General features: G+C 60.2%; 13 protein-coding genes and 1 pseudogene. 4 read left to right on the top strand and 10 right to left on the bottom strand.

Features of this window, described 5'->3' with window-relative positions:
- Positions 1 to 33 precede the first annotated feature (33 nt).
- The 7 genes from DTF_RS0120555 to DTF_RS0120590 all read right to left on the bottom strand — a co-directional run bounded on the left by DTF_RS0120555 (position 34) and on the right by DTF_RS0120590 (position 9,071).
- Complete coding sequence (locus DTF_RS0120555) at positions 34 to 2,886, bottom strand: ATP-binding protein (protein ID WP_027716846.1); 2,853 nt, start codon at positions 2,884 to 2,886, stop codon at positions 34 to 36.
- Between the two features lie 88 nt (positions 2,887 to 2,974).
- Positions 2,975 to 4,237: a CinA family nicotinamide mononucleotide deamidase-related protein gene (locus DTF_RS0120560; RefSeq protein WP_027716847.1), complete on the bottom strand. Its 1,263-nt coding sequence runs from the start codon at positions 4,235 to 4,237 to the stop codon at positions 2,975 to 2,977.
- A 63-nt stretch (positions 4,238 to 4,300) separates the two neighbouring features.
- Positions 4,301 to 4,753 (bottom strand): phosphatidylglycerophosphatase A, encoded by a 453-nt coding sequence (locus DTF_RS0120565; RefSeq protein ID WP_027716848.1) that lies wholly within the window; start codon positions 4,751 to 4,753, stop codon positions 4,301 to 4,303.
- A gap of 34 nt (positions 4,754 to 4,787) precedes the next feature.
- Positions 4,788 to 5,972 carry a nickel pincer cofactor biosynthesis protein LarC gene (larC, locus tag DTF_RS0120570; RefSeq protein ID WP_027716849.1) on the bottom strand — a complete coding sequence of 395 codons (1,185 nt, stop codon included), beginning with the start codon at positions 5,970 to 5,972 and terminating at the stop codon, positions 4,788 to 4,790.
- Entirely contained in the window at positions 5,969 to 6,733 is a 765-nt protein-coding gene (larB, locus tag DTF_RS0120575) for a nickel pincer cofactor biosynthesis protein LarB (protein ID WP_027716850.1), read from the bottom strand. The genes larC and larB overlap by 4 nt, the downstream gene beginning before the upstream one ends.
- A 99-nt stretch (positions 6,734 to 6,832) precedes the next feature.
- Positions 6,833 to 7,747: an alpha/beta fold hydrolase gene (locus DTF_RS0120580; RefSeq protein ID WP_051361536.1), complete on the bottom strand. Its 915-nt coding sequence runs from the start codon at positions 7,745 to 7,747 to the stop codon at positions 6,833 to 6,835.
- 241 nt (positions 7,748 to 7,988) lie between these two features.
- Positions 7,989 to 9,071: an MBL fold metallo-hydrolase gene (locus DTF_RS0120590; RefSeq protein WP_027716852.1), complete on the bottom strand. Its 1,083-nt coding sequence runs from the start codon at positions 9,069 to 9,071 to the stop codon at positions 7,989 to 7,991.
- Positions 9,072 to 9,252: 181 nt separating this feature from the next.
- Between DTF_RS0120590 and DTF_RS25875 the strand changes: the two genes are divergently transcribed.
- The 4 genes from DTF_RS25875 to DTF_RS0120610 all read left to right on the top strand — a co-directional run bounded on the left by DTF_RS25875 (position 9,253) and on the right by DTF_RS0120610 (position 14,432).
- Positions 9,253 to 11,646 (top strand): PAS domain-containing hybrid sensor histidine kinase/response regulator, encoded by a 2,394-nt coding sequence (locus DTF_RS25875; protein ID WP_027716853.1) that lies wholly within the window; start codon positions 9,253 to 9,255, stop codon positions 11,644 to 11,646.
- Positions 11,647 to 11,678: 32 nt separating this feature from the next.
- Positions 11,679 to 12,023: a 4a-hydroxytetrahydrobiopterin dehydratase gene (locus DTF_RS0120600; RefSeq protein ID WP_027716854.1), complete on the top strand. Its 345-nt coding sequence runs from the start codon at positions 11,679 to 11,681 to the stop codon at positions 12,021 to 12,023.
- A gap of 106 nt (positions 12,024 to 12,129) precedes the next feature.
- Positions 12,130 to 12,591 (top strand): Rrf2 family transcriptional regulator, encoded by a 462-nt coding sequence (locus DTF_RS0120605; protein WP_027716855.1) that lies wholly within the window; start codon positions 12,130 to 12,132, stop codon positions 12,589 to 12,591.
- Positions 12,592 to 12,656: 65 nt separating this feature from the next.
- The gene (locus DTF_RS0120610) at positions 12,657 to 14,432 is read left to right on the top strand and encodes an SLC13 family permease (protein ID WP_027716856.1); all 1,776 of its coding nucleotides are present in this window, start codon (positions 12,657 to 12,659) and stop codon (positions 14,430 to 14,432) included.
- 74 nt (positions 14,433 to 14,506) lie between these two features.
- On the opposite strand, the gene DTF_RS0120615 is transcribed toward DTF_RS0120610, so the two are convergent.
- From DTF_RS0120615 to DTF_RS27495, 3 genes and pseudogenes are all read right to left on the bottom strand, one after another.
- Positions 14,507 to 16,282 carry an SLC13 family permease gene (locus DTF_RS0120615; RefSeq protein ID WP_027716857.1) on the bottom strand — a complete coding sequence of 592 codons (1,776 nt, stop codon included), beginning with the start codon at positions 16,280 to 16,282 and terminating at the stop codon, positions 14,507 to 14,509.
- Positions 16,283 to 16,380: 98 nt separating this feature from the next.
- Positions 16,381 to 17,019: a thiamine phosphate synthase gene (gene thiE / locus DTF_RS0120620; RefSeq protein WP_027716858.1), complete on the bottom strand. Its 639-nt coding sequence runs from the start codon at positions 17,017 to 17,019 to the stop codon at positions 16,381 to 16,383.
- 107 nt (positions 17,020 to 17,126) lie between these two features.
- A pseudogene (locus tag DTF_RS27495) lies at positions 17,127 to 17,631 on the bottom strand (2-iminoacetate synthase ThiH); the annotation flags it as partial.

A 17,631-nucleotide genomic window follows, 5' to 3' on the forward strand; every position in this document is an offset into this window, starting at 1 on the left:
ACTTCGGCGGAAAGGGGGATGGCCACAAAGGCCCTAATCCGTCTCATGCGATTCCTCCCCGGCTCCCGGCGCAAGGGGCAGCAGCACATGAAAGGAGCTGCCTCCCACGTTTGCTGCGGTGCCCTGGCTTTCCACCCATACCATGCCTCCATGGGCTTCCACCATTCCTCTCACCAAAGTCAGCCCCAGGCCGACTCCCTTGCCTCCAAAGCTGCTCTGGGAGGTGAAGTGGGATTCGAAGTTGCCCACTTCGTAAAACTTGTCGAAGATCCGGATCTGCTCTTCGGGATTGATGCCGATGCCCGTGTCGTGCACCGTCAGCTGCAAAAAAGGCTCGGAAATCTTCTTGCGGAAAAAAGAGGGGGAGAAAGGACTCAGTGCCGGTTCCATGGCCAGGACTTCCTCCGCCGTCCTTCGCGCCGCCCTGATCTCGATGCCACCTCCCTGGGGGGTGAATTTTACGGCATTTTCCACCAGGCGGCAGACGGCTTTCCTTAAATGGTCCGGATCGCCGAAGAAGAGGAGAGGATCAGGGAATTCACCGATGGTGAAGGTGAGTTCACGCTCCGTGAGGATCGGGAGAAAGTCGCCGCTGATTTCCCGGACCAGGAGGGGAAGATCGATCCGTTCCCGTCCCAGGTAGAGATTCTTGGATTCCAGGCGGGCCACCTCAAGCAGATCGTTGACGACCTCCTTCAGGCGGTTTCCCCCCAGTTCGATGGCTTCCAGAAAACGCTTTTCCTCCGGTTCCAGGCGATCCTTCAGCCTCTGAGAGAGAAATTCGGTGCTGGGAAGAATGTAGGTGAGGGGCGTACGCAGTTCGTGGGAAGCCAGGGCGAGAAAATTGCTTTTCATCCGCTCCAGCTGCTCCAGCAGCCGGTTCGATTCTTCCACTCGGGCCAGATTCTCCTTCAACTGCTGGCGAGAGAATTCCAGCTCACGATTGCTGGCTTCGGTGAGCCGGTGCTGCCACTGAAGGGCATCGAAGAGCCGGGCCCCTTCCACCGAGGTTCCGACCTGCTTGCCGATGGCCAGCAGGAGCTTTATTTCTTCTCGGGCAAAGGTGCGTTTGTCATGGCAGAACAGGAAAAGAACCCCCACGGTTTTGTCGTTGGTCGTCATGGGAATGGCCTGAAAGCCCCGCCATCCGGCTTCAACGACTTTCCCGGATCGAACCCGGCGGTCTTTCTGCAGGTCCGCGGTGGTTCTCGGCTGACCGCTGGCCGCCGCACGCCCGACCATGCCGATGCCGAAAGGGATTCGATAAAGATCACTCAGGAGTTCGCCGTCGATCTCCTGGTGGGCTGCGAGTTTCAGGCTCTCCTTCTCTTCTTTTTCGACCAGATAGATTCCCCCGCCGTCGACGCTGAAGGCCTGAACGACCTGCGCGAGAATGGCCTGCAGCATGTCTTTGAGGTTTCGGCTGCCGGCCGCCCGGTGGGCAATTTCATTGATCAGGGTGAGGTCCCGGTTTTTCTGGCGCAACTCCCCTTCGATGCGTTTGCGTTCCGTGACGTCCCGAAGGGTGCCGTGAACCACCTGGACGGCCCCCAGATCACCCAGCCGCGCATGAACCGCGCCGGCAAAGAGCTGCCCGTCTTTGCGGCGAAACAGCAGGTTGTCCTCCTCGCCATAGCCTTCCTTGAGCACTCTCTTCACCAGACGCAGATATCGGCGCCGCTGCCAGCCGGGTAAGAGGACCGCCAGCGACAGGGTATGGATTTCCTCCGCCGAGTAGCCGAGCAACTCCTCCATCTGCCGGCTGCACTCCCGCAGGGCTCCGGTGTGTGGTTCGATGAAGAAAATGGCGTCGCCCGCGTTGTTCAGCAGGTGCTGGTAGCGGCACTCGGCAAGGTCCAATTCCTGCCCCATTCGGCCGATCTCCTCCTGATGGCGATCCCTCTCGGCAGCCAGCGTACGCAGTCTCAGGACAGTGCGTCCGGCCGAGAAAATGAGAATGGAAATAAGGATGAGAACGAGAGAAAAAATGAACCGCATATCGGCATCGCTGCGATTTCTCGCCGTCAGGATGCTGGAGGGGAGCGCGGTGGCGAGGGACCAGCGGGCGCCGGGAACTTGCATGGAGGTATAGGTCAGAAGGCTCTCCCGGGACATCTCGGGGGCCGAGGGGTCCGCGATAAGGAAGAGGTCCCGATAGCGTCCGGTTCCTGTCTCCCCCTTGTGCATGGCGGAGAGGATGCGGAAGAGCTCGGGCTGCCGGTAGGCGTCGGTTACGTCTGCGAAGGAGCGGCCGATCATGGCCGGATCGGGATGGAGAATGAAGACGCCGTTCTGATCGAGGAGCAGGCAGGTGCTGACCCGTTCCTGCTCGGAACCCAGACAGTAGGCTCTGAGCTCCTCCAGGGAAACGACGGCCACCAGTTCACCTATCCGGAGCCTCCCCTCCATGATCGGCTGTCCCAGGAACAGAAAGGGTTCTCCAGCGACGGTGAGCAGAAGGGGCGCCGTGAAAAGAGCCGGGTTGTTCGGCAGGAGATGAACGGGAATGCGGAAGGAGGCGAGTTTTCCAGGGGGGAATTCCGCAGGGATATTGCCTTCACGGTCCTTGACATAGAGAGCGGTCAGCAATTGTTTAGGAAAGTTGTCAGCCAGGAAGTCCAGTTTTGTTCCGGTTGCCCGAGGATCCTGCAGGAGACCGCCATCTTCGGCCAGATGGCTTAGCCCCTGCTGCAGACGGTACAGGTAGCCGGCGATATGAGCGGCGCTCTGAACCGTCAGCCGTGCCTGCCGCTCTGCCAGGTGATCCAGCGCCCCGGTCTGCTCCTGTTGCCTGAGGCGGAACACCCCCAGGATGAGCAGGACCAGGATCATTCCGGTCAGCGCCAGGGCAAGGCGGTATCGATTTGCGAACCTGCTCGGATCCACGACAGCATCTCCGAAAACTGATTCAGTTGATGAGTTCTAAATCTGAAGCTAAGGCGTTTCATGCCCAGCCGGTTTGTCTTTCGATTATCTACACTTGCGCGATCCCCTCCTGCAAAGCGGAGAGATGACGGCGCAGCCAGTCCAATCCGGCATGGGCGGCCATCAGGCGCACACTTTCCCTCGTGCCTGAAAAACGGAATCTTCTGGCGGTGACCCCTCCCGGCGTTGCCAAGGCGAGATAAACCGTGCCCACCGGTTTCTCCTCCGTTCCTCCTCCAGGGCCGGCGATGCCGGTGACGGCAAGGGCCAGATCGGTGCCTGCGGCATCGCGCATGCCTCGGGCCATGGCCAGCGCGCAATCCTCGCTGACCGCTCCCAGCTCCCTCAGAATGCTGTCGGAAACGCCCAGCCACTCCTGTTTGGCGCTGTTGGCGTAGGTCACCGCGCCTCGTTCGAAGAAGGCGGACGCCCCGGGCACATCGGTCAGCAGCTTGGCGATCAGCCCTCCGGTGCACGACTCGGCCAGGGAGAGAGTACGGCCGGCGGCGACGAACAGGCGGACCACATTCTCCGCGAGGGTTTCCCTGCCGCAGGCGACTACGGCATCGCCCAGGACCTTCCGCGCTTCCAGCTCCGCCCGATCGAGGAGGGCGCCGGCTGTTTCCCCGGATGCCCTGAATTTAGCATGAACGAGGGGAAAGTCGACACCGAAAGCCAACCGGACTCCATCAGGAAGAGAGGCCGCCGTAAGGATTTCCTCGATCTTCGGTTCGGAGATTCCAAAAATCTTGAGCACCCGTTCCTGTCCGGGAGTGCCTCTGCTGTGGGAAAGGAGCCGAGGGAGAACCGAGGCCTCCAGCATGGCGGTCATCTCCCGGGGAACTCCGGGGAGAAAAAAAAGGCACCCTCGCTGATGGCGCAGTAAAAAGCCCGGCGCCGTCCCCTCGGGATTGGAAAGGATGGTCGCCTCCTGTGGAAGCAGAGCCTGTTTTTCGTCTCCTACAGTCATCTTCCGCCCCCGGTTGCGGAAGTGATCCCGGATCATGGTCAGGGCTTCTTCGTTCAGCACCAGCGGCCGGCCGAAGGCACGGGCCGCGGCGCGGGCCGTCAGGTCGTCCGCGGTGGGGCCGAGACCGCCGGTGACGATAACCACATCCCGTCTTCCGGAGAGATTCCGAAGAGCCTCCGCGATATCCGTTTCCTCATCACCCACCGTCAGGGACTCTCGCAGAAGGTATCCCCGCGCTCCCAAGGCCCCGGCTATGACGGCGGTGTTGGTGTCCGCCATCTCGCCGTTGATCAGTTCGTCGCCGATGGTCAGGACTGCGATTGTTGTTATGTCATTTGTCATTTGTCATTTGCTTGCCCCGCCATAGCCGACAGGCGACGGCGGGTCAGTCCCGAAATATCTCAATTACCCGATAATCCACAACGTCAGCCGCAGAGCTGCCGCCCCGTACAGCCCGGCCATGACATCGTCTAGAACGACTCCATAGCCGTTCTTCATCTTCCTGTCGAACCAGGAGGCCGGCGGCGGCTTGGCGATGTCGAAGATGCGGAAGAAAATGAAGCCGAGCAGTGCCGCGGACCAGGAGAAAGGGAGAAAAGCCACGGTGACCAGATAGCCCACGAGCTCGTCGATGACGATTCGGCCGTCGTCGACGATTCCGTAGATCTTTCCCGCCTCGCCCGCTGTCCAGAAGGAAAGGAACAGCAGGGCGGTCCAGGTCACGGCATAAAGGGGAGCGGGTAGAGCCGCCAGGAGAAAAAAGGCGGGAATGCCCGCCAGGGTGCCGACTGTCCCCGGTGCGATGGGAAAATATCCAAGTCCGGCATTGCTGGATAAAAGAAGAATGAAACGGCGCATAAAAAATCAAAGGTTAAAGGATAAAGGTGTTTTTTTAACCTTTCTCCTGTCTCTCAAAAAAACCATCCGAGGCCCGTTCCACAATCCGATAGACCTCGGGAAGTGGGCGGCCGCCGGTCTCGGATAGATGGCGGCAGCTGTCGTATTCCGGGGTGACCCGCACTAGTTGGTTGCCGTCGTAAAGGAGTTTGACCCTTGCCGGGCCCAGGGGGGTGGCGATCTCTTTCTCTTCGCGGCGCAGTTTAATGCGGCGGGTTTCATAGGTGCGTACCCCGATGGCGCTGCTCTCCCTCAACAGGAGGCGGCAGAGCAGGTCGGCCCGGTCCGTGGGGGCTACCACAGTGACCCGGAGACCGGGTCGGTTCTTTTTCATCTGTAGGGGGGCATACCCCGCATCGAGAGCTCCCTCTTCCAGCAGGCGGTCCATCAGCGCTCCCAGCCATTCGGGGTTGGCATCGTCGAGATGGGTTTCGAGAACGGCAACCCGATCTATTTCACCTTCGACAGAAGTCTCGCCCAGGATGCCGCGCAGCAGGTTGGGGCGGTCCGGAAGGTGGCGTCCGCCGACCCCGTAGCCGACTTCCGCCACGGTCATGCCCGGAAGAAGGCCGAAGGAGGCGATCTCGGCGGCGATAGCCGCTCCGGTGGGGGTGACCAGCTCCTTGTCCGAACCGCCGTCGGACACCGGGCATCCCTTGAGGATTTCCACCGTGGCCGGAGCGGGGAGGGGAAAGATGCCGTGAGCGGTTTCAATCATGCCCCGGGAGAGTGGGAGAGGCGAACAGACGACCTCCGATGCGCCCAGCAGGTGCAGACCGGCGGCGGCTCCGACCACGTCGACGATGGAGTCGAGCGCCCCCACTTCGTGGAAATGAACCGTCTCCAGGGGGACTCCGTGCACTGCGGCTTCCGCCACGCCGATGCGGCGGAAAATGCGCCGGGAAAGTTCCCTGACCGGGGGGACGAGATCGGATTCTGCCAGCAGCCGGTCGATATCCGCCCAGGTGCGGTGATGATGCTGCTCATCGCAGATCACCTGCACCCGTGTCCCCTCGATGCCGGTGCGCTTTTCCCGTCGACAGGCGAGTTGCCAGCCGGAAACCGGCAGCTTTCTGATTTCTGATTCGATTTCCGGCAGCTCGACTCCAAGGTCGACCATCAGGCCGAGAAACATGTCGCCGGAAATGCCGGAGAAGGTATCCAGGAACAGGGTTCTCATGCTTTGCCTGCCCCAAGGCGGTTGATGCGGGTTGCGGCAAAGGCGGCGCCGAAGCCGTTGTCGATGTTGACCACCGTCACCCCGCTGGCGCAGGAATTGAGCATTCCCAGAAGAGCGGCCACTCCGCCGAAAGCCGCCCCATAGCCGATGGCGGTGGGAACGGCGATCACCGGCATCGGCACAAGGCCGCCGACCACCGAGGGAAGGGCGCCTTCCATGCCGGCCACGACAATGATGACCGCCGCTTCACGCAGGGACTCGGTCCGGGCCAGCAGACGGTGGATGCCCGCCACGCCGACATCGATGATCTCCTCCACCTCGTTGCCCAGCATCCGGGCGGTGACCGACGCCTCGCGGAGGACGGGAATGTCCGAAGTGCCGGCGCAGACCACCAGAACCTTCCCCCGACCGGTCATCTCGATCGGCTTCTGGACCAGTGCGAATGTGCGGCCGTCGGGATCATAGTCTCCCTTCGGAAAGACCTCCAGCAGCGGATACGCTTTCTCCCGGGCGAGCCGTGTAACCAGGACGTTGTTTCCCCGCTCGGCCATCCTCTCGACAATGGTGAGAAGTTGCTCAAGGCTCTTCCCCTCGCCGAGAATGATTTCGGGAATTCCCTGTCGAAGCTCCCGGTGATGGTCGATCAGGGCGACTCCCACATCCTCGAAGGGGAGCAGGCGCAGACGCTCCATCCCTTCGTCGACGGAAAGCTTCCCCTCGCTCAGAGAGGTGAGGAGATTTTTCAGTTCGGTCGGATTCATGACACTCGTAATAGAAAAGTGAAAAGAATCAAAGGATAACAACAAATTCCGGTTTGTCAAAGGAAGAATTTCCCCAAGGGGTCTGGGGAATTTTGTCAATTATCTGCTCAAGGTGTGCAGAATCTCCTCCATGTGACCCAGCGGCAGGGAAAAATGTCCTTCTCCGGCGACGAAAGCGGCCCGGCAGTGCGGCAGGGCGGCGGCAAGGTATCGACCATGGGAGGGTGGGACCGTTGCATCGGCGGTGCCGTGCCAGAGGTGAACCGTTTCGGAGATCTCAGCCGGGGCGAAACCCCAGGGACGGCTGTAAAGGTCCAGTTCAGCGATCGCCCCCTGAACTCCGTCCCGAAACGCTTCCTTCATTGAAGCGGCCAGAATTCTTTGCACTTCGGGGCGGGCCAGCACCGTCCGGTCGGCTGCGGGGGCGGCGGTCGTCAGCAGGTTCAGTGTGGCGGACGGCTGCCGGCGCAGGAAAGGCCCGAGAAGGTCCAGGACAAGCCGCAGCAGGCTCGGCGATCTCAGGGAGAGGCCGAAAAACAGGCGGGCCGGCCAACGCATCCCCGTCAGCAGGCCCGTGCCGGCCAGCGGCCCCAGGGAGCAGACGATCCCGGCTGCGGTGAGTCTCTGAGGGATCATGCGGGCGCAGGCGAGGGCGTAGGGCCCTCCCCCCGAAACACCCAGAATGGCGAAACGTCCGATTCCCAGGGCGTCCGCCAGCTCAGTTACGTCGTCGGCCCAGCCGGGGATGGTACGGCCGGGTTTGCCGTCGGATATCCCGAAGCCGGGCCGGTCCGCGGCGATGATCCTCAGCCCCGCCTTCTTCGCGGCTGACGCGGTCAGTTCGGCTTCGAAGCGGGAGGCGGGAAATCCATGGAAGTAGAAGAGCGGTTTGCTCCCCGGATCGCCGTACTCCGCGTACCCCAGGGCGCGGCCGTCGCCGAGGATGATCTTTTTTGCGACGTCATCAAGGAAAGACCTGTCCGCGAGGCGGGACAGGTCTTGTGAAAAATGCATGGTCAGCCCCCGGAAGGAGGTCCCGACAACGGACACCGAAAGATCAATGGGAGTGCCTCATTGAATCCCACGCCCAGCCGGCGCCCATGACGAGGGCAAAAAACAGTATGGCGTATACACTCATGACGAACATAGACACCTTCCTTTCATCCGGTCCGGTTTTCGTGACTTCTTTTGAATTCATTTTAACGCGACGCCGTCTTCTGAACAACCCCGTCCGGAATCCTGCGCAAGGCGCGAGTCACGGTACTTCTTGCGGCAGGAGGGGGCGCGGGGTGACGTGTTCCGGAAGGTGCACCAGGGTGACTTCCGGCGGGATTTCCAGCTGTTCATAGAGCTCATGGCAGCGATGGATGTAGGTCTTGGAAAGGTGCATCGGAAGAAAGCAGGAGGGACGCAATTCCCGGAGGAGAAAATTGACATCGCTGGTGCATAGATGATAAGAAAGGCGGGCCTTCTCCCGTTCCTCTTTCAGGTAGGAACATTCGCAGATCAGCAGGGTGACGCCCCGCAGCAGATCGAGGACCTTTGCCAGGTTCTCCTCCGTGAATCCGATATCGGTGACATAACCGATGCTGGCAGGCTTCCGATCTTTCCGGATGAGCCGATACACCGTCCCGGCATCCTCCAGGCTTTCCTCCCCGCTGTCTCCCCTTCGGCGCAACACTCTTAACTTCTCTTCTTCAAGCCGTCCGCGGAAAAAGAGCTTTTTCAGCTCCTTGAGCCAGGGGCCCCTGGCGAGACCCGCCTCTTCTATTTTACTTTCGTCCACCTGAAAGGAGGGGTTTTCGGTGAAACGGAAGATGAGCACGGGGGTCTTGTGATCGCCAAGCTCGGCCTCCGCCGTCATGAAATCGTTCCTGTAAATCATGCGTCCCGTCCGAGGGCATTCCCCCTCCTTGCGACAGGGGAACCCCTCCGGTCCGGGGAGGAAGAAGGTGCTGACGGCGCTGTCGGAGATTTCCCGGACCCGGAAGCTGCACCAATAGTCTTCCGTCAGGTTCCAGACATAACCGGCGAGCTTGTGCGCCAGACTGCCGGCGATCCCCGGCGGTCCGACCAGTTCAATCGTACGGGGAGAGACATGGACATTGCGGACGAATGTGTCCATCCCCATGAAATGGTCCATGTGCGCATGGGTTATGAAGAGCACGTCCACCGATTTCAGAACCCGCTTGGCCAGGTGATGAATCTGGCCGCAATCGACAAGGACGCTGCGCCCCAGGGGACGGATGTTGAGCAGAAGGACGGGATCGTCGAGAAGACCTGAAAAAAAGGTCGGCTCGATGCAGCGAAAAGGGAGACGAAGACGGCGAAGGTTCATCGTTCCTGCTCGAAGGAGAGTTTCTTTCATTATACCGGATCGGATAGGAACATTAGGATCAGGATCTCCGTCACAGCCATCCTCGGCGCAGGTTTTTTCAGCCTTTTTCAAAGAAGTCCGTCCTGTCCCATGGCCAGTTCCCATGAACGCTGTATAATTTCGCAAAAATGAGGGGGGCTCAATGCAAAAGAACGATCGACAGAGCCGGGAGAAAGCGCAGAAGGATCTCAAAGAGAGAATCCTGCAGTTGGAAGCTGAGAGGGACGCCGCTCTCAAGCGGGTCTGCGCCCTGGAAGGGGAGTTGGGCGTGGGTGACGCCCAACAAAGCGCGTGGGAAATTTTGCGGTTCATCGATTCGATGCCCCAGCTGGCCTGGGCTGCCGGGCCCGAGGGAAATGTCGATTTCTGCAACCGGCAGCATGAAGAATTCGAGGGTCTGGCAAAGAATCCGGATGGAAACTGGGACTGGAAAACGGCTGTCCATCCCGATGACCTGGAGGGTACGGTCGCTGCCTGGGAGTCCGCCCTGCAATCCGGAACGATCTATGAGATCGAGCATCGTCTCCGACGCGCCGACGGCTCCTTCGGATGGTACTTGAGCCGTGCGGTGCCGGTTCGCGACAGCCAGGGCCGGATCTCCAGATGGTATGGCACGGCCACGGATATCGACGCCCTTAAAAGAGCCGAACGGGCGCTGGGAGCATTCTTCGAGAATGTGGCCGCAGGTATGGTGGAGATGGATCGGGATGGCCGCTTTCTGCGCGCCAACGAAAAATTCTGCCGCATCAGCGGCTATACATGGGAAGAGCTTATGCAGATGACCATGGCGGAACTCACCCATCCGGATGACCGGGAGGAAGATCTGCGGAAATTCAATGATTTCAAGAGAGGAATAACTCCAACCTATGAAACGGAGAAACGCTATCTGCGCAAGGATGGTCAGGTTGCCTGGATACAAGTGTCGGCAGGAATGATAATCGGAGACGGGGGCCATCTGCAGCGCACTGCCGCGGTGGTGCGCGACATCACGCTTCAGAAAGAGGCCGAAGCCGCCCTTCAGGAGGCGGAGAGCCGCCTGAAGCTTGCCTTGGATGCCTCCGGAATCGGAAGCTGGGAACTGGATCTGGTCAAAAACACGGTCTGGCGAACCCTGCGCCACGACCAGATATTCGGATACGGCTCTTTGCTGCCGGAATGGAGTTACGGCCTCTTCCTGAAGCACGTGGTTGCCGAGGACAGGGAGGAGGTCGATCGCAAATTCCAGGAAGCCCTGATGGGCGGAGACACCTGGAATTTCGAATGCCGCATCCGGCGGGCGGACGGGGCCGTTCGCTGGATATGGGCTCAGGGACGGACTCGCCGAGACAAGGGGAAACCCAGTTGCATGTACGGTCTGGTTGCCGATGTCACGGAGCGCAAAACCCTGGAAGAAAATTTGCAGAAGGCCCAGCAGGCGGCGGAGGAAGGCAGCCGCGCGAAAAGCGAATTCCTGGCCAACATGAGCCACGAAATCCGCACCCCCATGACGGTTTTCATGGCCGCTCTCGAACATCTGCTTCAGATCGACCGAAGTCCCGAACGGCGCCCCTTTCTGGAAATGGCCGATCAGGCGGCCCAGCGCCTGCGTGCCCTCATCGACGACATTCTCGATTTTTCCCGAATTGAGGCGCGGCGGCTGGATCTTCAGGATGAACCCTTCGATCTGCGGGCCTGCATCCGGAATTCCGTGGCAATGATGGAACTGAAGGCCCGGGAGAAGAACCTGGGTCTGGAAATGGACGTCTCACCGGAAATTCCACGCCTGGTGAGCGGCGACCCGGACCGACTGGGGCAGGTTCTCATCAACCTGATGGGAAATGCTGTAAAATTCACCTCAGAGGGGGAAGTGAAAATCTCCGTCCGGCTTCGCGGCAAGGACGTCGAGTTCGCCATCAGCGACACAGGTATCGGCATACCGGCAGAAAAAAAGGAGGAGCTTTTTCAGAGTTTCAGTCAGGCGGATAGTTCCTTCACCCGCAGGTTCGGCGGTACCGGCCTGGGATTGGCCATATCCAAGGGGCTGGTTGAACTGATGGGGGGGCGGATCGGAGTCAGAAGCCGTCCGGGGGGAGGAAGCGTATTCTTCTTCGACCTGCCGATGAAACCTGTCGAGGGTCCGATACCTTCGGCGGAACGGGTTGAAGCCGCGGAAGCATCGTTTTCGGAGGCACATATCCTGATCGCCGATGACGAGCCGATGATTCGGGAGATGGTCCTGAGGACGCTGGCGCAGCGCGGCTGGCAGGCGGAAATTGCCGTGACCGGGCGTGAGGCCGTGCGGAAGTGGGAAGAAGGGAATTTCGACGTGGTTTTCATGGACCTGCAGATGCCGGAGATGGATGGCCTCGAGGCCACCCGGAGAATACGGGAAATGGAGAACCGGACCGGCAGGAAAACCTGCATCGTCGGTCTGACCGCTCATGCCCGGCCCGAGGTCAGGGAACGGTGCCTGGAAGCGGGGATGGACATGGTCCTGACCAAGCCGGTCCGGATGAACGAGCTGTATTCGGCCATTGAAGATTGCCTCAACATTTGAATCCGAAGATTGGATGGAACAGGAGCAATTTCATGAATGAGAGCGGATCAATTGACCTTGCCTCCCGACATTGCACCCCCTGCGAGGGGGGGACGCCGCCTCTGTCACGGGAGGAGGTGGGCAGGATGATGGGGCAGTTGGAGGGATGGGAATCCTTTGACGGGAGGATCGAACGGGAATTCAGGTTCAAGAATTACTATCAGACCATGGCCTTCGTCAACGCCGTCGCCTGGATCGCCAATCGGGAGAACCACCATCCGGCTATGCAGGTGGGTTACAACATCTGTCGGGTCAGCTACACCACCCATGCCATCGGCGGGTTGTCGGAGAATGATTTCATCTGTGCGGCGAAGGTGGAGGCGTTGCTCTCGGACTGACGGGAAACAAAAACAGGCTCGCAGGTCCCGGTGCGATAGGGAAATTATCTGTTGACATCAGGTAAGTGGTTGTCTACTTTTACCTGAACCCTATCGATTTAGTAGAATGATTTCTAAAAAAACGAAATATGGCCTGCAAGCCCTTTTGATCCTGGCCCGGGAACATGGCCGGGGGCCGATACTGATCGCCGAGCTGGCGGAACGGGACAGAATTCCCAAAAAATTCCTGGAATCGATTCTCCTGCAGTTGAAAAATGCAGGAATTCTGGGGAGCCGCAAGGGCAAAGGGGGCGGTTATTTCCTCGCCCGCGACCCTTCGCAGATTACCATGGGCAGGGCTGTTCGGGTTCTGGAAGGACCGCTGGCGCCCGTTCCCTGCGTCAGCGAGACAGCTTATCAGAAGTGCCAGGAATGCGATGACGAGGCGAGTTGCGGAATTCGGCTGGTGATGAAAGATGTGCGCGATGCCATCGCCGATATTCTTGACCACACGACCTTGCAGGAGGTCGTCGCGCGTTCCTCGGCGGCAACACGAATTTTCAGGCAGGTCATAGATTATCAGATATAATTTTTTTGTGTTGGTTAGTCTATCAAGAAGATAGATTATAGGGATATATTCTGGAGAGATGCATTATGAGTTTTGCGGCCGTCTTCACCTTGATTGTCGTTGTCCTGATGCTTGTTGCGCTCGTGCTTGAGCTGCACGCGCCGGACGTCATCGTTTTTTCCGCTCTCGGCGTGCTGTTGCTCACCGATGTGATTTCGGTTAAGGATGCGCTGGCCGGGTTTTCAAACAGCGGCATGCTGACGGTTGCCATACTGTTCATCGTCGCTTATGCGGCGCAGTCCTCGGGGCTGCTGGGATTTTTTGCAGGCAAGATCATGGGGCGCTCCGGAGATGGCCGCAGAACGATGGTGAAGATGATGGTCCCGGTTGCAGCCATGTCGGCCTTTCTCAACAATACACCGATTGTCGCCATGTTCACGCCGACTATCCGGGATTGGGCCCGCAAGCACAAGTTGTCGCCTTCCAGGTTCCTGATCCCCCTCTCCTACGCCTCCATCTTCGGCGGTATCTGCACCCTGATCGGCACGTCGACCAACCTGGTGGTCAACGGCTTGATGCAGCAGTCCTTTCAGCAGTCGCTCAGCATGTTCGAACTGGCCTGGGTGGGGATCCCCTGTGCCGTGGCCGGAATAGTGTATGTGACCGTTTTCGGCCGTCATCTACTGCCGAAACACCCCGCCCTTACGGAAGATTTCGCCGGCAGTGCTCGTGAATACCTGCTGGAAATGAGGGTGCCAAAAAAAAGTCCCCTGATCGGGAAAACCGTTGCGGAGGCGGGGTTGCGTAATCTCGAACAACTGTTTCTGACCGAGATTGAAAGGCAAGGCAGCATGATTGCGCCGGTCAAATCGAGCGACGTCCTGGAACCCGGCGACCATCTCCACTTCATCGGCGTGGCCGAGGGGGTCATGCGGGTACAGACCATGCAGGGCCTTGCACCCTCGCATGGGCGCGATTTCTGCCGGGACCTGCAGAAGACCGGCACTGGCAGAGTCATCGAGGCGGTGGTCTCGCGCTCCTCGCCGATGCTCGGCAAGACCATCAAGGAGGGAAATTTTCGGGCGCGCTACGACGCTGTTGTTCTGGCTGTTCACCGGCACGGCGAGAGGCTGGCCGTACCGCTCGGGCAACTTGTGCTGAAGCCGGGGGACACGCTGCTGTTGCTGGCAGGCGACGACTTTTTCAAGAGATGGAATAATGCCCGCGATTTTTACATGATCTCGAAGATCACCGACATGCCGACGGTAAACCGCAGGAAAACCATTATTTCGCTGGCGGCTCTGGGCGGCATGGTGGCGCTGTCGGCCTTCGGGGTCCTCAGCATCCTGAAGGCGGCGATTCTGACGGCGATTGTTTTGCTCGTCACGCGATGCGTGACGGTCGTGGAAGCGCGCCGCTCGATCGAGCTCAATGTGCTGATCGTGATCGCATCGGCGCTTGGGATCAGCAAAGCGCTGGAGGCGACCGGAGCAGCGGGCTTTCTGGCGCAATACTTGATCGGCGCGGCCGAAGGGATGGGCCCGATCGTGCTGCTTGCGGCGATCTATCTGATCACCTCGATCGCCACGGAAGTGATTACGAACAATGCCGCGGCGGCGCTGATCTTCCCCATCGCTGTAGCGACCGCCACCCAGGCAGGTCTCGATCCGAAGCCGTTCGCCATCGCCATCGCCATCGCAGCCTCTGCGAGCTTCGCCACTCCCATCGGCTACCAGACCAATCTGATGGTCTATGGTCCCGGCGGGTACCGGTTCCGGGACTTCCTCAAGATTGGGATACCGCTCAACCTGCTTTTTATGGTCGTGACGGTATTCGTCGTCCCCATGGTATGGAAGTTTTAACCCCAGAAAAAATGCGATCTCCTTTCGGACGAGGATGAGGAGGGGGAAGCGGGAGTCGCTGCTTACGGACAGGCTCAGAACGGAAAGACGATGGGGATGAGCAGGGTCGCGATCAGCCAGATGCCGAGATTGAGTGGTGTGCCGACCTTGGTGTAGTCAAAGAATCGGTAACCGCCCGGTCCCATGACCAGCGCATTGGACTGATGACTGATGGGGGTCATGAAGCAGGAGGATGCGGCAATGGCTACCGCCATGAAGAAGGGCTTGGGACTGACCCCCATATCCAGGGCCGTATTGAAGGCGATCGGAGCGATCAGGACGGCGGCAGCGGCGTGGCTCATGACTTCGGTCAGGGCGAAGGTGATGAGGAAGACCGCCCCCAAAACCATCCAGGGGCCGAAAGGGCCGACGGCGCCGATGATCAGGTCGGCCAGGAGGCGGGCGGCGCCGCTCTTTTCCATGGCCAAGCCCAGGGGGAGGGTGCCGGCTATGAGGAGGATGATCGACCAGTCCACGCTTTCGTAGGCTTCCTTGGCGGTCAGGCAGCGGGAGAGGACCATGACCAGGGCTCCCAGTGTGGCTGCGAGCATGATGGGGAGGATTCCGGTGGCGGCGAGCAGGACGACCATCGCCAGGATGAGGACGGCAGCGGGGGCCTTCTGGGGGCGGTACGGCGCCGGAGAAACGCCCCCGAGGAGCAGAAATTCGTGCTCCTTGCCGAGATGGATGATTTTTTCCTCCGGCCCCTGGATGAGCAGCACATCGCCGAACCGCAGTTCCACGTGATCGACTTTTTTCACCACCGGCCCTCCGTGACGCCAGATGGCCAGCACGGTCAATCCGTGGGTGTCGCCGAAGCGGACCTCGCGGAGGGTTTTTCCCACCAACTCGCTGGTCGGCGTCAGGCTGGCCTCGACCACCACCATCTCATCGATCCGCTCCGGTTCCACGGAGAGGGGATTGTCCCGTTCGGGAACCACATCCAGCCCTTTTTTCTTGCGCAGATTGAGAATCGATTCCGGGTCCCCCTCGAGAAAGAGCACGTCCCCGGCCTGGATTTTCCGGTTGCGATGCGGCCGGGGGAACTTCTGGTTGCCGCGCAGCAGAGCCCGTACTTTCAGCCCGACTTCCTGTTCGAGGCCGCTCTTGGCGATGGTGCTGCCGGCAAGAGGCGAATCCTCCCGGACTTCGACCTCGGTGATGTATTCCTTGACCTGATAGACTTCGGTCAGGGTGCCCGCCTTACGCTTGGGGAGCAGATGGCGTCCGAGCAGCGCCATGTAGGCGATGCCGAAGACCAGAATGGGCAGTCCTACGGGGGTGAAGTCGAACATGGAAAAACTCTGGCCGGAATATTGCTGCAGAAGGGTGTTCATGAGGATGTTGGGAGGGGTGCCGATCAGGGTGCAGACCCCGCCCATGAGGGAGGCGAAGGCCAGGGGGATGAGGAGCTTGGAGGGGCTGGTATTGGCCTTGCGGGCCATCGTAATCACCAGGGGCATGAGCATGGCCGTGGCCCCGATGTTGTTGATGAAGGCGGAAAAAAGAGCGGTCACCCCCATCACGGCGGCGATCATCCGTCCCTCGCTGTTACCCGCCAGACGGATGAGCCTTTCGCCCACCGGACCGAGAGCCCCTGTATTGGCCAGCCCTGAACTGAGGATGAACATGGCGGCGACGGTAATGACGGCCGGATTGCTGAAACCAGAGAAGGCCTCTTCCACCGAAACCAGTCCGGTCAGACCCAAAGTCAGAAGGACCATGAGGCTGACCATATCCATACGGATCCAGTCCGTGGCAAAAAGGATGAGGGCCGCCACCAAGATTGTAAGAACCAGGAGGATATCCATGTTTCCCTGCGGAGGAGGGGGGAGATCGGCGCCTCGGCGGCTGTTTCCCTTTCCTAATAAGTCTAATCGATCGGAGAGAGCTTACAAGAGAGGCGGTTTTAATGTCCCGCCTTTTCCAGCAGCGAAATGAAGGTGCGGGCAGCCTCGGACGGTTCCGCCTCGGCCACGATGGCGGAGATCAGAGCGACTCCGCCCGCACCGGCAGCCACGACCCCTCCCACGCGTTCCGGTGTTATGCCGCCAAGGGCAAAGACCGGGAGGTGTGAGCCGCCGCAGGCCGCACCCAGGAGGTCCAGACCGGCCGGTTTGCCGTAAGCTGTTTTCGAGGGGGTGGAGTAAACCGGGCCGAAGGTGACGAAGTCGGCTCCGTTCCGGGATGCTTCCGCGATCTCCTCCAGGCTGTGGGCGGAAACGCCGATGAGACGTTCCGGACCGAGGATGCTGCGGGCGGCCGTAGTCGGCAGGGAGTGTCCGCCGAGGTGGACGCCGTCGGCCTCGACGGCAAGGGCCAGATCGATCCGGTCATTGATCAGCAGCCGCGCGCCGTACTGCCGGGTCAGGGCGCGCAGTTCGAGAGCCAGGGGAAAAAGTTCGTCGGCGGTGAGGTCCTTCTCCCGCAACTGCACCGCCCGCACGCCACCTTCGCACGCGGCGCGCACGACATCAATCAGGGTGCGCCCCGGCGGAACCTGACGACGATCGGTAATGAGATAGAGGGTGAAATCGACAGTGGGCATGAGAATTCTTGTGATCCGTGATCAGTGATCCGTGATCGGGGGGGGGCGTTTCCGGATTACTGATCACGGATCACTGTTTACCGAACCGACTTTCCCCGATCTACCGATTATCTTTCCACCGCCTTGTCCAGAAACGCCCGATCCCAGTCTTTCCATACCGGATCGTAGCCGCTCTGACGCAGCAGGTTGCAGATCTGCGCCGGCGAGCGGTCGTCGTCGATGGCGAACTGTTCGGTGCTGCGGTCTTTTTGCGTATAGCCGCCGGGAGAGGTGCAGGAGCCGGCGCTCATCTGGGTGATGCCCAGAGGAAGGAGGTTGTCGCGCAGCTGGGCACTTTCGCGGGTGGAGAGGACCAGCCCGGCATCGGGGAGGAGCAGGCGCATGGCGCAGATCAGCTGCACCAGACTTGTGTCCGACACGGGGTTGGGAGGCGAAAAAGCGCCTTCGGCCGGCCGCATGCGTGGAAAGGAGATGGAGAGCAGGCTGCGCCAGAAATGTTTGGAAAGATAGAGCGCGTGCAGTCCGGTGAAGAAGGCCTCGCTGCGAAAGTTGCCGAGGCCCTGCAGAAAGCCGATGCCGATCCGGCGCAGGCCGGCGGCGCCGCCGCGCTCG

The sequence above is a fragment of the Desulfuromonas sp. TF genome, assembly GCF_000472285.1.
Taxonomy (GTDB): Bacteria; Desulfobacterota; Desulfuromonadia; order Desulfuromonadales; family ATBO01; genus ATBO01.

Excerpts from the sequence above, each read along its gene's own strand:
- DTF_RS0120560 (WP_027716847.1), bottom strand. The coding sequence starts at position 4,237 with ATGACAAATGACATAACAACAATCGCAGTCCTGACCATCGGCGACGAA.
- DTF_RS0120565 (WP_027716848.1), bottom strand. The coding sequence starts at position 4,753 with ATGCGCCGTTTCATTCTTCTTTTATCCAGCAATGCCGGACTTGGATAT.
- larC (WP_027716849.1), bottom strand. The coding sequence starts at position 5,972 with ATGAGAACCCTGTTCCTGGATACCTTCTCCGGCATTTCCGGCGACATG.
- larB (WP_027716850.1), bottom strand. The coding sequence starts at position 6,733 with ATGAATCCGACCGAACTGAAAAATCTCCTCACCTCTCTGAGCGAGGGG.
- DTF_RS0120580 (WP_051361536.1), bottom strand. The coding sequence starts at position 7,747 with ATGCATTTTTCACAAGACCTGTCCCGCCTCGCGGACAGGTCTTTCCTT.
- DTF_RS0120590 (WP_027716852.1), bottom strand. The coding sequence starts at position 9,071 with ATGAACCTTCGCCGTCTTCGTCTCCCTTTTCGCTGCATCGAGCCGACC.
- DTF_RS25875 (WP_027716853.1), top strand. The coding sequence starts at position 9,253 with ATGCAAAAGAACGATCGACAGAGCCGGGAGAAAGCGCAGAAGGATCTC.
- DTF_RS0120600 (WP_027716854.1), top strand. The coding sequence starts at position 11,679 with ATGAATGAGAGCGGATCAATTGACCTTGCCTCCCGACATTGCACCCCC.
- DTF_RS0120605 (WP_027716855.1), top strand. The coding sequence starts at position 12,130 with ATGATTTCTAAAAAAACGAAATATGGCCTGCAAGCCCTTTTGATCCTG.
- DTF_RS0120610 (WP_027716856.1), top strand. The coding sequence starts at position 12,657 with ATGAGTTTTGCGGCCGTCTTCACCTTGATTGTCGTTGTCCTGATGCTT.
- DTF_RS0120615 (WP_027716857.1), bottom strand. The coding sequence starts at position 16,282 with ATGGATATCCTCCTGGTTCTTACAATCTTGGTGGCGGCCCTCATCCTT.
- thiE (WP_027716858.1), bottom strand. The coding sequence starts at position 17,019 with ATGCCCACTGTCGATTTCACCCTCTATCTCATTACCGATCGTCGTCAG.